The organism is uncultured Pontibacter sp., assembly GCF_947502515.1.
Lineage (GTDB): Bacteria > Bacteroidota > Bacteroidia > Cytophagales > Hymenobacteraceae > Pontibacter.
Window position 1 is genome coordinate 145,856 of sequence record NZ_CANNAI010000005.1, and the last position, 15,015, is coordinate 160,870.

At 41.9% G+C, this 15,015-nt stretch carries 13 protein-coding genes; 4 read left to right on the forward strand and 9 right to left on the reverse strand.

What is annotated here, in order from left to right:
- Positions 1 to 375: 375 nt before the first annotated feature.
- Positions 376 to 993 (forward strand): recombinase family protein, encoded by a 618-nt coding sequence (locus tag Q1A54_RS13995; protein WP_299989323.1) that lies wholly within the window; start codon positions 376 to 378, stop codon positions 991 to 993.
- A gap of 53 nt (positions 994 to 1,046) precedes the next feature.
- Here Q1A54_RS13995 and Q1A54_RS14000 read toward each other — a convergent pair whose 3' ends face one another.
- From Q1A54_RS14000 to Q1A54_RS14020, 5 genes are all read right to left on the reverse strand, one after another.
- Positions 1,047 to 1,631, reverse strand: coding sequence for an antitoxin Xre/MbcA/ParS toxin-binding domain-containing protein (locus Q1A54_RS14000; RefSeq protein ID WP_299989326.1), 585 nt, complete (start codon positions 1,629 to 1,631; stop codon positions 1,047 to 1,049).
- Positions 1,632 to 2,016: 385 nt separating this feature from the next.
- A complete protein-coding gene (locus Q1A54_RS14005; protein ID WP_299989329.1) occupies positions 2,017 to 2,532 on the reverse strand; it encodes a hypothetical protein in 516 nt (171 codons plus the stop codon).
- A gap of 219 nt (positions 2,533 to 2,751) precedes the next feature.
- A complete protein-coding gene (locus Q1A54_RS14010; protein ID WP_299989332.1) occupies positions 2,752 to 3,501 on the reverse strand; it encodes a hypothetical protein in 750 nt (249 codons plus the stop codon).
- Between the two features lie 80 nt (positions 3,502 to 3,581).
- Positions 3,582 to 5,567 (reverse strand): hypothetical protein, encoded by a 1,986-nt coding sequence (locus tag Q1A54_RS14015; RefSeq protein ID WP_299989335.1) that lies wholly within the window; start codon positions 5,565 to 5,567, stop codon positions 3,582 to 3,584.
- Between the two features lie 764 nt (positions 5,568 to 6,331).
- Positions 6,332 to 6,529: a hypothetical protein gene (locus Q1A54_RS14020; RefSeq protein ID WP_299989338.1), complete on the reverse strand. Its 198-nt coding sequence runs from the start codon at positions 6,527 to 6,529 to the stop codon at positions 6,332 to 6,334.
- A gap of 1,325 nt (positions 6,530 to 7,854) precedes the next feature.
- Here Q1A54_RS14020 and Q1A54_RS14025 point away from each other — a divergent pair.
- Positions 7,855 to 9,180, forward strand: coding sequence for a hypothetical protein (locus tag Q1A54_RS14025; protein ID WP_299989341.1), 1,326 nt, complete (start codon positions 7,855 to 7,857; stop codon positions 9,178 to 9,180).
- A 167-nt stretch (positions 9,181 to 9,347) separates the two neighbouring features.
- On the opposite strand, the gene Q1A54_RS14030 is transcribed toward Q1A54_RS14025, so the two are convergent.
- The 4 genes from Q1A54_RS14030 to Q1A54_RS14045 all read right to left on the reverse strand — a co-directional run bounded on the left by Q1A54_RS14030 (position 9,348) and on the right by Q1A54_RS14045 (position 12,368).
- Positions 9,348 to 10,625 (reverse strand): phage integrase SAM-like domain-containing protein, encoded by a 1,278-nt coding sequence (locus Q1A54_RS14030; protein ID WP_299989344.1) that lies wholly within the window; start codon positions 10,623 to 10,625, stop codon positions 9,348 to 9,350.
- 255 nt (positions 10,626 to 10,880) lie between these two features.
- Entirely contained in the window at positions 10,881 to 11,708 is an 828-nt protein-coding gene (locus Q1A54_RS14035) for a HipA domain-containing protein (protein ID WP_366915819.1), read from the reverse strand.
- A 115-nt stretch (positions 11,709 to 11,823) separates the two neighbouring features.
- Positions 11,824 to 12,159, reverse strand: a complete 336-nt coding sequence (locus Q1A54_RS14040) for a HipA N-terminal domain-containing protein (protein WP_299989350.1) — start codon at positions 12,157 to 12,159, stop codon at positions 11,824 to 11,826.
- Between the two features lie 2 nt (positions 12,160 to 12,161).
- On the reverse strand, positions 12,162 to 12,368 hold the full coding sequence (locus Q1A54_RS14045; RefSeq protein WP_299989353.1) for a helix-turn-helix transcriptional regulator: 207 nt from the start codon (positions 12,366 to 12,368) through the stop codon (positions 12,162 to 12,164).
- A 657-nt stretch (positions 12,369 to 13,025) separates the two neighbouring features.
- On the opposite strand from Q1A54_RS14045, the gene Q1A54_RS14050 reads away from it, so the two are divergent.
- Together Q1A54_RS14050 and Q1A54_RS14055 are read left to right on the forward strand one after the other, a co-directional pair.
- Positions 13,026 to 14,555: a hypothetical protein gene (locus tag Q1A54_RS14050; protein WP_299989356.1), complete on the forward strand. Its 1,530-nt coding sequence runs from the start codon at positions 13,026 to 13,028 to the stop codon at positions 14,553 to 14,555.
- A 1-nt stretch (position 14,556) separates the two neighbouring features.
- A complete protein-coding gene (locus Q1A54_RS14055; protein ID WP_299989359.1) occupies positions 14,557 to 15,012 on the forward strand; it encodes a hypothetical protein in 456 nt (151 codons plus the stop codon).
- Positions 15,013 to 15,015: the final 3 nt, after the last annotated feature.

Sequence of the window (15,015 nt, forward strand, 5' to 3'; positions counted from 1 at the left end):
GGTGTATGTCGAATCGAAGTTGATGGCTGTGTGGCAGGAGGAGGGACGAAAGGCTCAATTCTATATAAGGGCAGTTTATTAATTCTCAAGAAGATTGATTGGTCTCTAATCCCAAGATTAATGAGGCACTTATAAGGGCCTAATAGCTGCCTTATCGTTATGACAGCAAATTCTTGTTAAGGCTCATTAATCTTTGGGGCAGAGGACACGGGTGTATTCAAAAATAGGTATTCTAGGTTGTACCTTACTTACACCCTCCTGCGGGCGCTCTTTGTTTTGGGAAAGTGTATTCAGATAATTATTAGTTTATTTGAATACTTTTGCTATATTAGTCCCAACTCCAAAACTTCTCACGTCAGTACCAAGATGACAGCTATGAACAAAGTTGCTATACTGGTCAGGGTGTCCAAGGCAGACCAGAGCTACGACAGACAAGTGACAGAGCTTACAGAGTATGCCGCCTCACAGGGCTACAAAGTCATAGAGCTGATCACCGAGACCGTCTCAGGGGCTAAAAAGAATTCGGAGCGCAAGGGCATACAGCGCCTGCTCAAGCTGGCGCAGGGCAGGAAGATCAACAAAGTGCTGGTGCACGAGGTAACCAGGCTTGGTCGGGACACGGCGCAGGTGCTGGCCACACTGGAAGCTCTGCACGCGCTCCAGGTCAGCGTGGTGGTGAAGAACTACAATATTGAGACGCTCAACCCTGATGGCTCGGTGAACGCCATGGCTCAGTTCCTGCTCACCATCCTGGCCGACATCGGGCGCATGGAGCGCATTACCCTAATCGAGCGGGTGAAGTCGGGGCTGGAGGAGGCCAGGCGCAAGGGAAAGGTGTTGGGCAGGCCACAGGGAAGCACCAAAGATCTTGTCAGGTCGCACCCGAAGGTGGTCCGCTACCTCCGGGCGGGGCAGTCCATCCGAGAGACATCCAAGCTCTGCGGAGTAGGGGTGAGTACCGTGCAGCGGGTAAAGAAGGCGCTGGCATGCTAAAGGAACTCTTTCCTTCCAGTTAAGGCAACATTAGTACTGGAAGGCAGAGGGTATCAGGAGTACATCCCGTGCTCGATGCACACCAGCACGTTTAACACCTGCTTTTTTTTTTCCGGAGTGTCTAGCCAGTCAATGGGCTTCTCTTTACCTAAGGCCGTGTTCCTGGTGTTGAGCCACCTCTGGAAAGCGTCCTCATCCTCGAATACCTCTATTCCTTTTATTGCGATAGGGTCTTCCAGCTTTAGAGGTTGGGGCTGTGGTTCAGTATTCAAGCCTGGTCCAGAAGGGGCGGCAATGAGCGCCTTCAGGGAAAAGCCGAGGCCATAGTGCAGACTGCGGATCATCTCCAGAGACAGCGGGCGCTTACCGTCCAGCACCTCCGTGACGCTTTCCCTGCTGCCTATGTAGGGCACCAGGTCCTCGTGCCGGAGCCCCAGCTCCTCCATGCGGACCTTAATATAATCAACTGGGTCAGGTTCATCTATAGGGTAATGCTCTTCCTCGTACTTATGGACGAGCATGGAGAGTGTCTCCAGTCTGTCTCCATCAGGTGTGTCAGGCTTAGCATTCCACAGCGCCTTAATCTGCCTAAGCGCATCCTGATAATCGTCTTCGTTGCGGATCAGTTTTATTTCCATAACTAAATATCCTAAATCACCTGTTATACGACAAATCCTTGAGGTTCTTTATTTAAGCACGATTGGTCAAGGGCACATTTCAGGAAACTACAGTAGAACCTGGTTTGGAGGAACCACTTAGCTGCAGGTACCCCCCCTATGCGCGAAAAAAACAGGGGGGCACCCTCTCCTGGCGGTATGGCCACGTATAAAACCCGCCCCATTTCGACCTTTTTGGCCTTTTTCCGGCCCGCTGAGCGCATTTCCGGATGCTGGACGAAGCTTCCTACCGCTCCAAGGAACAAAGCCCCAAACGCTTCTTATATTTCTTGGGTCCGATCAATGTTCATTAGCGTGCGAGGCCGTCGGTCAGAGGTGGAAGTTTAGTTGAGGTTGTTGGCTGCTATTATTTTAGATTATCCCACTTGTGAATTAAGTCTGATTCAATAAGGTTCTTTATTGCCTCTTTATTTATTATTTGCATAGAGTTTGGGCAGTCAAGGAATGGACACTTATTATCCATAAATCTTACTGGGGGACCGTCATGTTTAGTACAGAATACTGATAAGTCTGATATAAATGGGGTGTCATAATCGAACAACACTTGCCACCTAGCTAGCAGCCCTGACTTCGGCTCATGGTGTTTGTTGAACTTTCTGAGCTCTCTCTGTTTTTTGTTATATAATTCATTGTCTTTTTTTAATAAATTCCTTATAACCCAAGCAAGAACCCAGTATGAAATTATTCCACATATAATATAGATTACTGATATTCTTATTTCTATAATTTTATTTAACGCTTGTTGAAAGGTTAGATGTTCAGTTACACTTATAAATCTAGCGTAGGCAAGGGAAATGAGTCCAATAATGCCCACAGATATAACTTTGCTCCAAACTGGGTCCTTCCAGATATTTTTTATCATTTATTTTCTTTAAATCAAAATTCTAACGGGCGCGCGGGCATGGTTGCTGTAAGAGTGGCTGTGCTCTCCTTGACGAACCGCCATGTACACGAACTGTAAACAGAATAATTTGTGAGGCGTACCCCATCGGTTGACCTTTGCGTGGCTATCTACTCAATTATATGGTATTGTTCTAATGTGTCAGCTATAACTAAATACTAATATACTTTAAGCTATCTCTCATGCAATGCCTTTTAGTACATCCGCTTTCAATAAGAAAATTTCATGGTGGAGGTGCTGGTCGACGTTTCTATAGTAGTCAAGCTTTTTATCCTTTTCGAGCTTATACTTTTTCGTAGCCACTTTTCCTGAATATCCTTTTCTCTCATAATGGAACTCCTCAAATAGGAGATACTCTCCATAAATATTCTTTTCTATGATAGTGTGGAGGTGTGAATTACTATTTCTAGGGTCGTTGTATGAGATATAACTTGAGCTGGAGAACTTCAATTCCATTCTCAATGAGTTATCTCCTACAACAGTGTGACCTGGTAATTTGTAGTTAAAAAACGCAGGAAACACATCGCTTATGGGCTTGGGCTTTCTAAAAGCTCTATTTTGAGCATTCACCTCCTTTTCAGCGGCCTGGATAAGAGCTAGCGCAGCTGTATTTGTGAATGGATTTCCTTCAAGCACCGCATAATTAATCCATTTTTGTATTGCCAGTATTGCCACGGGAATATTAGTTTCTATTGCGGCAGGCTCAAAGTACATTCTAACTTCACTGTTTGCCGGACACCTTTCTGCAATCTCCTGTAGTTCAAGAAATTCAACTTGTAGCTTCTTCCAAGTTAGACCTGGTGAGTATTTGCTCTCCTGATAGGAAAGGCTTGATATGATTTTAGTTATCGTAACAACCTTTTTTCTAAAATCAGAGATCGGTTTACCTGTGTCTGCTATATCTTTTATTAAATTTTTAAATATTTTCATACATTAAGTTACATCTACCTGTTTTTTTTAACTAAGCATTAAAGCGGTTCGTGTATGGTATCCTAGCATCCTTAAGGGAATTATGCACTATATACCTTTTTAGCTTCTTCTTTTATTTGGTTTATAAACAGATCGTCTTCAATTTTCAATAAAACAAGAGTTAGTAGTTGTAGATATAGTAAATAAGAATTTTCATGAAGGGTAATTTCTGAAGGATTAGCTTGTGTACCATGCAGATAGCTATTTCTTAGATCTAGGCCATTAGTAAATTCGCTTTTATTTAGGTAAAAATTAAAATAATCTTGTTCTGGTTTTGAGAGGAGAGAACTATCGAAATAGATTAAATCTTCTTCAGACATTTTGATCGCTTCTTCTTGAAGTTCAGTAGGGTAATGATAGAAAGAAGCAACTTCATTTTCGCGTAAGTCCTTTAAAATGAGAACCCTATTGTAGTTGGCGACTTGGATACGATCGTGCTCATCTAAGAATATGTATTTCTTCTCTATTAAATATTTAAGGCTAGGGATTTGATACTCTTCATAATTATTGAAATAGACATTGTTCTCATTATTCAATAGTTCAAAAAAAGTGTGATATTGACTCTCTTTGAATGGTTCTACATACGCCAATAACGTTTGATCTGAGAAAAATAGGTTAGAACACGCAACTGCCTCTTGATTATCTGTATTAGGGTAGATGTACTTTTTTTTATTTAAGCTAGGTATATCTTTTATTGAGCTTGGACTGGATGATATTTGCAAAAGCTCAAAGTCAATCTGATTGTCTTCAACGTATAGTTTGTATTGTTTAAGCACTGACTCTAATTCTGGTGCTAACATCCTTACTTTTTCTAAAGGTGAAGCACTTGCAGTTGGCATAATAAGGCTAGCATTATCTGCGAAACCATATTTTTCAGCAAAAAAAGAAGTATAAACGAATTGAAGAATTTCTTCTAAAGAATAATCTAGCGTTTTTAAAACGTTTGAGTAAGTGAAAATTTGTGCTTGAGAAGTCATCTGAGACAGACGAAATAACATTCCGCAGAAATATTCATTTTGAGAGCGTACCCCCATTACTCTTTCCATGACACCAAGTTGACTGGATTTGCTGATTAAGTCTATTCGATTCTGATAATCTAAATAGCCAAAGAGCAGCTTGAAATTTAAATACAATGAATATGGATGAGTGTCATTCTTGATAAAGTCTAAGCTGTATGTGTAGTGGGTTACAAAGTTTTCTAACTTAACTTCTTTTATTTTAGAAACGTTTTCTAGGTAAGTAACTGAAACGCCATATTTCATCAAGGAAGTATTAGATACCTCGTCAAAAAACTTACTAGTTTCTTTTTGATGTCTTCGTTTAGCTTTTAATCTTATTTTGTCTGATATCCTAAATTCATTAGTCTTTTTTGAATTCTGTATTATTTGTAAGTAGTTTATATTACAATTTTCTGAGTCGATATATTCAGAAATAATATTTTCTTTATCAGCTGTTGATAGGCTTTTAGGCAAGAATAAGTCAACATGATTTAAGTCTTTTTTTATCTCGTATATTGTGAGCAATATACTAGCACTTTGTTGGTAGGTTAATAGAAAATCACGTAGCACATTATTATAATGTTCTACCAAGCCTTTGTGTTTTAAGATTACTCTTATTTGATGTGGTTCTTGAGCTAAGATTTCTTCAATTTTTGAAGGTGAAACCTTTTTATAAATCTTTTGATCATTAACTAATCTCCAAAATGATTCGATATATCCAGAGACTAACTCTTTATGATAGGTTAGAACATTGTTATCATCAATTTTAGACATGAATTGCCCTATTGATTTTCCATATTCTAGTACTTTTTGTTTGAATGCATTAATCTCACCTTCTGACCAGCTTCTTAGATAAACCTCGTTATCGATAAAGAGTTTGATATTATATAACTCTAGTATTTTGTTAATGTCATCTGGAATTTTTTTAAATTCACTTCTTAGAATAGCTTCACCTTTAGATAAATTATAAACGCCAGCCAAATCTTCTTTTGAATGAAAAACTACCTTGTCTCGATCATATTTATGCATAAAAATAGGTTTTAATTGAGGCTAACTGTATTATAAAGGGATGTCTATTCCAATTTGAACTACGTAGGGAAGAGATCTAACCTGCTCTTCTTTCATTTTTAAAACTGCTGAGGCAGTTCTATGTTCCCACTCTAATATTTTGTTCCTACAATATAAGAACTTCTATCAAAAGCACCAGTACTTCATACTCTGCAGTAATTCTTATTCTATTGTTGGCTAGATAGGCTCAAAAATGTCAGATGACTGGCGTAAAGCAACAATAGTTTACATGATCATCCAAGGATTAGCGATGGAGCTTTGTACTGGGTAGATAGCAGTATTACCGTTCCCGGCTCCGTACCCTAATTTATTTTTTTACACTTCATTTAGGCACGGTGCTTTACTGGCGGCGGCTGGCCCCGGTCCCTTTCCCTCAGCCTAGGGGCTGGCGCGACCCTTCTCCCAGCCGGTCGAAAATGCGTGTTTGCGTTTGCTGGGCGGGCTTGCTTTCCCAGGGACTTTCTTATATTCCGGCCATGATGTGGATTGCAAGAGACGAGGAGGAGTTCCTCTCCCCCTAGGAGCAGGAAGAGATGGCGCGTAGCCTGGAGGAGACCCGGGCGCTGCTGGAAGAGTGCCGCCAGAAGCTAGCAGCCTTCAGGTGATAGCCCGGTACAGCAGCAGCCTTATAGTCCCCCCTCCCTTAAGAAAATAACGACCGGGTGCCCTTCGAGCCTGTAAGGGCGCATACATTACCGACCCGTTTTTAAGGTTTCAGGAGCGGCTCACGAAGCCTGCTGTGCCAAAGGAATCACCCTTTCCAGCTCGGAGGATGGGATGAGCCAACGACTCGGCCTGAGCACGTCCTTCTGCGCCTTCAACGTGCCCCTTTCGATGTAGTGGCGGATCGCTTTCTCCGACACGTCGATTCCTCTGCTCTTTAGCTCTGCTCTGAACTCTCTTACCGAATAAAACGCTCTCATTTCCGTCAAGATTAAAGGTTATAACAAAGTTTTACTGCTCTTTCTCTACACGCTTTTGCTTCTTCCTTCAAGTCACTCGCCTATATGTTACACCACATTTACCCACAGCTTCACAACACTTTCCTAATCGCTCCATCTCACGTTAGTTATTCTCGCTCTAATTCCCTTATCATACAAGTCCCTCTAATCAACCACAACAACTACATTCACGCTCAGCTCCACACCATCAAGCAACCCCAATACACGCACAGCTATACTTTATACAAGTCACTTTCGCACAATCACATAATAACTCACCACTACAGTCACATCACGTCCTTCTACGCCCTTCAGCGTGCCTTTTCGTCCCTATAACAGGGGGAGACATTTCTAGGAATACACACACAGTTCTCCCTTAGGGGAGGGGGAACTGTCGGGGGAAACATTTCCGAGGTTTCCACACGCACCCGGGGACAAACAACCAAAAATCCCAAGGCTTGCGAATCGTTGCGCCGTCCATCAGTTGTTGCGCACCTTGCTCGCCGCTTTCGCTTTGTTCTCGGCTGTGGCTCTGAGCGCTTCTAGCCACGGGTAATGTTCATGCGGAACAGAGACTACGGACAGATACACATGAACATGTTGGATGTTTAGCCTAAAGCTGAGCGAATCCAACCAAACTCCTCTTGCTTTTCGGAATAATATAGGAAAAATGGGTGCGGGAGGTTAGTGAGGGAAGTTAAATTTTTTTGCGGGTGCGTGGGGTAGAGGTGCTCACCTACAATCAGGCGAACTGTTGGGGCAAACGGTGCCGTATCAGGCGACCAGGAAGTGCGGAGGAGAGCCCAGGGCCAGCGGTGGCAGAGCGTCCTGAAAGAGCAAAGGGATACCGCAAAAGCAAGACCTCTGGCGACTTCATGTGCCGGGTAGAAGGAGAAACTATGTCTTAAGGGAGAAGGCTCGCCAGAGGGCGAAAAAACGGCTCTGGAAGGCTTTTTGAGTGCTGTCATGCCTAGATGGCGGACTTGCCCTTCTGCGCACCAAACCCAGCGTAGCGGCGCTGTCTCTTGCGCCTTTTTTGACATAGGCGTAAATTGTGCGGCCAAACAGGCGCGCTGTGCGCTGTGGTGAGGGAGTGGCACTTGGGGTGATGCCGTACGTTTCCTGGTGTGCCTAAAGCGGCCTTTGCGTACGATATGCACTTCCGTACTGTACCGGTACTTAATGTACTGTATTATATATATACCCCTCCCTCCCCCTTACCACCACCATATATGTGTTCACTTTTTTCAGTGTCCCTAAGGGCGCAGGCAAGGGACGCAAGGGTATAAAGGGATTAAGACTTTGCTATGTACATCTATCTTCCGCAGGAGGTCGTGGATTGGGTCGACAGAGACCTCAATAAGCTAAAGGAGCTCGTATTAGGGGGCGGTGGGAAGTGGAGCCGCACCGTAGAGAAGCGGCTAAGGGAGAGGACCCTGTTCCTTGTCTGGTATGTCGTCACCAGGCGCCTTTTCCCCGCCAAAGGGGATAACGGGAAGCTGTCCAGGGAGAAGTCTAGCCTGAAAGAGTTCGTCAACATACACCGCGACGAGCTTGTCCGCTATGGGGGGAGCACGCACTACTACAGCATCAGGAAATTTCTGGAGCAAATTCCTATCCTGGTGGTAAACGAGTCGTACTCGACGGGCCAGCCGGAGAGGAAGCGAGACTCCTTCACGAAGGGCTACAGGCTCGTGGGCGTGTTCCATTCCTCTCGTTCTATCACCAGGTTGAAGCTCTCTGACCCGCACCTGCTCCGGAAGCTTACTGCCGCCAAAGTGGGGCAGGTGCCGGACTACCTGCACCGCTACAGACGGGAGGTGCTCAGCCGGGTATCGCTGAGCGAGGAGGCCGAGGAGAGCCTGCTGGCTAGCCAGGGGGATTATGAAACGCTGGAGTTCTACCGGGCGATCTACCCGGTCTATAACCTGAGGAGGAGGGACTACCTCAAGCTCGACAAGGAGGGCAGGCTCTACCATCCCTTCAACAGCCTGGACAACAGCCTGCGCCGTTTCCTCAGGATCGACAACCGGCCAGAGCAGCCGGACTGGGTGGAGGTGGACGTGTCGGCCTGTTACTTCTTTATCTTCGGAGCTTACCTGGCCCTGGAGGGGCACAGGGGCCGGGATCTGGAGCGCTTCAACGCCATGGCAAGTGGCGGGAACCTCTACACGGCCCTTTACGACTACTGCCTGGGCGAGCTCATGAAGCAGGGGAGAGTGGGGGAGGTAGAGGAGCTGGAGGAAAGGTACGGGGGAACCAAGGAGCTGGTGAAGAAGGCAATGCTCAGGTCCCTCAACAAAAAGTCTAAGAGCAACCTGAGCGCCAGTAACAAGCACCTAACCCTGTACCGTGTGGCCCGGGAGTTCTTCCCCACTGTGTTCGGAGAGGTGGAGCGGCTTAACCGCGAGGACAACGTCGTTGTCTACCGCACCATCACAAGGTTGGAAAGCTCGGTGATGGTCGAGTACCTGGTGCCCCGGGCGCTGGACCTTCGGCTGGTCTTCATCACCAGGCACGACGGCGTGATCTGCCAGCGGCAGGATGCCGAGGCGATCCGGCAGCTGATCCTGCAGTGCTTTAGGGAGAGGCTGGGCCGGGAGCCGAATGTTAAACTCAAGTGTGTAAGTTAGAACTTATTGCAGGGTAGCAACCAACGAATAAGTAAGAGAAGGTAAGTCAATGTGATAATGTAAAAAGGCACTAAAGTTTTTTCTTCAGTGCCTTTTCTTTCTAATCTAAGAACTGCCACAATAAGTGATTGTGCATATCAGTGGCATAAGTATTAAAGCCATTCTTTTTACTCTATAGCTTGAAGAAGCATGGCGTCCTTTCGTTCGGATACCATTTTTAAGTAGATTTCAGTAATAACAGATGAGCTATGACCTAATTGTTCCTTTAAGGCTTGAAGCGCTAATGCTCCCTCAGATTTGTTATACTCTAGAAATCTCCTCGCAAAAGTATGCCTGCCCACGTGCATAGTAACTTTCTTCCATTTTTCCACTACTGTTACCTTGGGTACGCCTCCATATAGTTTTGTGAAGGATACCTTGTCTTTCAAGCCGACTGCTCTTGCTACCCTTTGAATGCCCTTATTTATGTCATAGTTATAGGCTTTTGGAATGTTATTACTATAACGTCTTAGAATGCCAACTACCTTAGGGGAGAGGGCGAATTGTATAGGTTTACTGTTTTTAAACGTTATGCCCTGGAAATAATATTGGCCATTAATTTTTACTATGTTGTGCTCCTGAAGCTTACTTATATTTTGCCAGCGTAAGCCTGTATAGCAAGAGATTAGAAAAAGGTCTTGGGCAAGTGCTAGTTCTTCATTTGGAGCCTTATATGCTTCTATCTTTTTAACTTCATCCCAAGATAGAGATAACCTAAAAGGGTTAATATATACCCTCTTGTAGTCCATGAAGTCTTTAGGTATATCAATATGGCTAAACCTATTTAAAGCGTAGTTGCATATCTTTTTTATCTCTGCGATATGCTTGTCAATAGTATTATCGCATACCGGTACGTTTACCAGATAATCAAGAAAGTAGTCATTGTAGAAGTCTTCAGTAAAATCTTTGAAATCAAGATCTGGCTTAAAAGCCTTGAGGTGACCTTCAACCTGATTGAATTTACGGATTGTCTCTTTCGAGTTCTTGGAGTTCTTTCTGTAGTGTTCAACAACTTCCCAGAAAGTATTAGGCAAAGAAGCTTTTCCGGATGTTTTAGGAGTCTTTTCTACTGGCTTAAGCCCTTTAAAAACCTCGTCAACTTTCTTTTGGTACAACTCCTTAAAATTAGCTTGTGTAGGCTCTAGTTCAAGCTTCTCCAGTTCCTTGATGGAGTCCTGTAAAATTACCTTCTTCTTAGCCAGCCTCTTATTGATCTCTATTCCATCAGGGTCTTTCCTCGTTACCTTCTGTTTGTCTTTGTCCCAGGCTTTGATTTGAGATCGCTCTCCTGCTCCGATGAAGATTCTTTTACCATGATAATAAAATGAAAACCTTAGGGGTGCTTTACCTTTATGCTTGCCTTCTTTTATCTCTCGGCTCTCAAGCAAGTTGATATTTATATCCATAATATGTACCTAAATATGTAACCAAGATATCATGTAATAAATATACGAAAAGCAACATAAACAGACGAGAGGGAATGATAAAAATTCACTTTAGGGCCAATGGAAGCACATTTTAATCGTAGGTGTATATCTATTTCTAAATCTTTAATACTTATATTTTTGGGCACAGGTGGGCCCACAGAAAATCAAGCACTTATCTCGAGGAGAGGTAAGTGCTTTTTTTGTTTAAGGTCAAATTTATTAGGTGGTGTAGCATCAATCGTTTAAGCCCAGCCTCAAAAACCTATCCTGAATAATCTGCTTGTAGGCTTCCTTGTAGTCTTGGCTTAGAAAGCTAATCTCAATAAGATCGAACCACTTTGGCTTCGCTTTTAACATTTTACTAAAGATGTTTTCCTGCTGCTTCTCGGTAAGTTTGGAAGTGTTAAAAGCTGCTGTGAAATCGCTACGTTTTATTCTTTTCTTTTTGCCATTTAGCGTAAGTGCCATATCCTCGTCATCTGCAGGATTTACGACAGCTGTGGCTACCATGTCATAAGCAGGTGCAAGCAATGGGCCTATACCAGGCTGATGAAGCAGTGAAAAATTCTTTAAATGCATGTCAGCATTTCCTGTTAGGAAGGAGAATACTACCTGTTCGTAAAAATTGACAACATCCAGTCCCGGGCGAATGGAGTATTTGTCAATCGCCTTGGCTATCTGTTCGTAGGAACCGTGGTATTTGTCTTCGGTGAGGCGCTCAGTTAGCTGGCACATATCTTCCATGTGCAATTTGCCTTTCCGGGTGCGGTCGATACGCTTCGTAATATAAGCCAGATTGCCTGATTGTAGCCGGATGAGACTGTGCGGTACTACATCGATATTCACCAGAGTTGCCAGGTGCATAGTTAGGTCCTCTACTTCCGATAGCTCCGCAAACCGCTGGCTTGGAGGTTTCAGGATGTAGCCTCCCCACAGGCCGACAATTGTAAATCTTTGCGGATCTCCCGCACTTGTTCCTGGTGTCAGATCCAGCGATAGTTTTGGCTGCACACCTGTCACCGTTATCTGACTTCGTATAATTTGTTCTGCCAGTCCTTCCATTTGTGCCTCGGTATAAGGGAGAACAGGGGGGGTAGGCTGTCCGAATATTTTCTTGCTACAGCCAGCATGAAAATCAGTCCCCGGCAGTTTGAGGGGTTGGTAACAGTATAGACATCTATTCATCTGCATTCTCTTTCTTTACAGGATACACACTTACAGCGCCGATACAGTCTTTACAGCAGGCTAGCAGTAAGCCCATGCGGTCACGCGGATTGAGTTTCCAGTTTCTTTCGGCAATATCCAGCAACCATCCTTCGGGAATCAGTCCGTCGAAAAAGGGAAAAAGTACCTGGTTTTGATAAGGTAATTCTTGTAAAGGGAGGGTAAGGCTTATTGGTTCAGCATCCCTTGAAGCGAGAAATGCAGCATCATATACAAAATGATAGCCATTTTCATCCTGTGTAAGCCAGCCAGCGGTTTTATCTTTAAATTTAATTTCAGCTTTCCTCATGCCTATGCATTGTTTCGGTTAATAGGGACAGGGCCTGTTTGGTAGCCGAAGAGTTGTAACACCTGATTTACCTTGTCTAAGCGTAGTGTTTCCTTTCCCTGTTCAAGTTCCCTTATGAATCTGAGGCCTACGCCAGCTTTAGCAGCTAACTCTGGCTGCGTCAGGTTAGCCGCTTTACGGTTCTCTTTTACAAATTCGTATAAATGCATGTCTTATACCTTTTCGGGTATAAATATAGTTAAAATTTTCTTGCTATACCTTATCGGGTATAATAATTTTAATTTGGACTATTTTATACCCTATCAGGTATAATTTATAGGCAAGTATGTTTGTGACTCAAGGAAACGGGCCTATAGCTTATTCGGTTAGAGCAAAGACTCATAATCAATAGGTGCCTGGTTCAATTCTAGGTGGGCCACAGAAAATCAAGTACTTATCTCGAGGAGAGGTAGGTGCTTTCTTTGTTTTAGGTGTTTTGTTAACTCTTTTTTTAGCAAACAACTTAATACTTTGTTAATCAGTAGCAGAAATGCTTTAATACTATCGGCGCTGAGAATCGATCATAATCTTATAAATAATCAATATTTGTTTTTTGTATTATAATATATGCATATATTGTATACATATTAAAGCTTTAATCTCAACTAGTTTTAACTACTTGAATCATATATGCTTTCGGTACATTAAAACCCTTCTTAATTTCCAATTGATTTAGATGAATTTAGACTCCCTCTGGAAGTGTAAGGGGATGATCCTTTATTCTTCTTTTTAGCTGCGGGTTTTAGAATATCTAATAGTAAATAGGCAAATCAAATCCAATTTAAATTATCTGAATAAATACTTAACAGAACGTGGTGCAGAAATATATGTCAAAACGCTCCTTTTTAATTTATATCATACCTGTAATAGCAATTTTGCTTAGTTCTTGTAGAAATCTGAATGAAGAACTGGAGAGGCAAGCTGTGCAAATGGTGAGAAAAGGATATGATATAACACAGGAGGAATACAAGGATCTGGAAGGATTTATAAAGTCAAATCCTGAAGATCTAGCTGAGTTTGTAAAAGAAGATGGCAGTTTAAATAATACTGCTTTAGAAGAGTTCCTAAATAAAATTGTAAGCCTAAGATTTAAAGATAGGGATGTTACTATTTGGCTTCCAGGTAATAATGGAACGGAGACTTCTGAAAATATTTCTTTCAATGTAAATGTATACTTAGAGAATTCTCAAAGTATGGATGGATATGTGAATAATGTACCAGAATTTAGAAATGCTATTTACAATCTATTAGGGGATTTGAAAATTTCAGAAGTTATTGATAGTCTAAATCTTTACTACATAAATAATTCTATTGTTCCTCTAAAGGATAATGCATTACCCGCTGATATAGCTGACTTTATCAATAAGTTGTCCCCTGATTCATTTAGGGCAAAAGGAGGAAACAAAGCTGCTTCTGATCTTAAAGATATTATAACCAAAGTTCTGGGTCAGGTAGATACTAAAAATGCAGTGATATTGGTGTCAGATTATGTTTTTTCTCCAGGGAAAGCCTCTGGGAGTGCAACAGATTACCTTGAAGCCCAGTCGGTTGGGATTAGAATGGATTTTGTACAAAAACTGAAACAGACAGATATTTCTGTATTGATTTTACATTTAGAAGCGCCTTTTGAAGGAGATTATTTTAATAAATATGATACTAAAATAAATCTTAGAGAGGCATCTATCAATAGGCCTTATTATGTCTGGATATTGGGCACTGATGAGCAAGTGCAAAGTATAATCTCGAATAATATTGTAAAGAATATTAGAGGAGAAATATTAAACAAAGCTTATTTTACATCACATAGAGATACTAGAATACCAAATTACAAAGTTCAAAAAAACCCAAAAATTGGTACGTTTGAATTAGATAAGAGTGATTTTAAAAAATCGATAATAGATGCAGAGAAGGAGAAAAGAGATAAAAATAAAGATCTCTTTGGCTTTACAGTTGCTGTGGATTTTTCAGATTATAAAATCGATGAAAAATATTTTGAAGACCCCATTAATTACGAAATCAGTAACAGCAGCTACACAATTAAGATTACAGCTAACACGGATAGGTCAAGTCCAGCCTTAAATAATTTTACACATCTCCTACACTTATCTACTTATGACTTAAAATCAGAGGAACTGACTATACAAGTTTTACCTAAGACACCTAAGTGGGTATATACAGTCACTTCCTACGATGATACTGGAATAAAAACTGATAAATCTGAGCATTCAAAGACTTTTGGATTTAAATATTTAATCAATGGAGTTGCAGGTGCCTATGGTTACCAGCTAGATAACAACTATGGTGATTCTTCCACTCCTAAAGCTATTAGTGAAATAAAGATTAAAATAAAGAAATAAGATGATAGAATTTTTGGCAGGTTTATATGAATGGTGGGGCCTTTCTCCACTGTATGCTACAGACATGGGTGATCACTTGAGAGGATATAATATAAGCTGTAGCTATGATGGCACACCTTGGTATTCTATAGTAGCTAGTATAATGGTAGTTGTTTCTTTTCTGACATATTCTGCTTACTACCATGTCATTGACAAATCTACTTGGCAGAGGAGAGAACATTGGGTTATATTCTTAGCCATAAATTTTATCATAAATTTTTTTATAGCATATGCTATACCAATGAATGACTTATCAACAGAAAATTACTGTAGTGAATTAACACTGTCAATAGGTGATTGTATTGGGTTTGGTGTATCAAACGGTATATGGGCAATAATTTTATTTTCTCTTGTTTCTCTTAGTCCATTTCCTAGAAAGCTTAGTGTAAATTGCAGGAACACACCTTGGAAACAATAATAT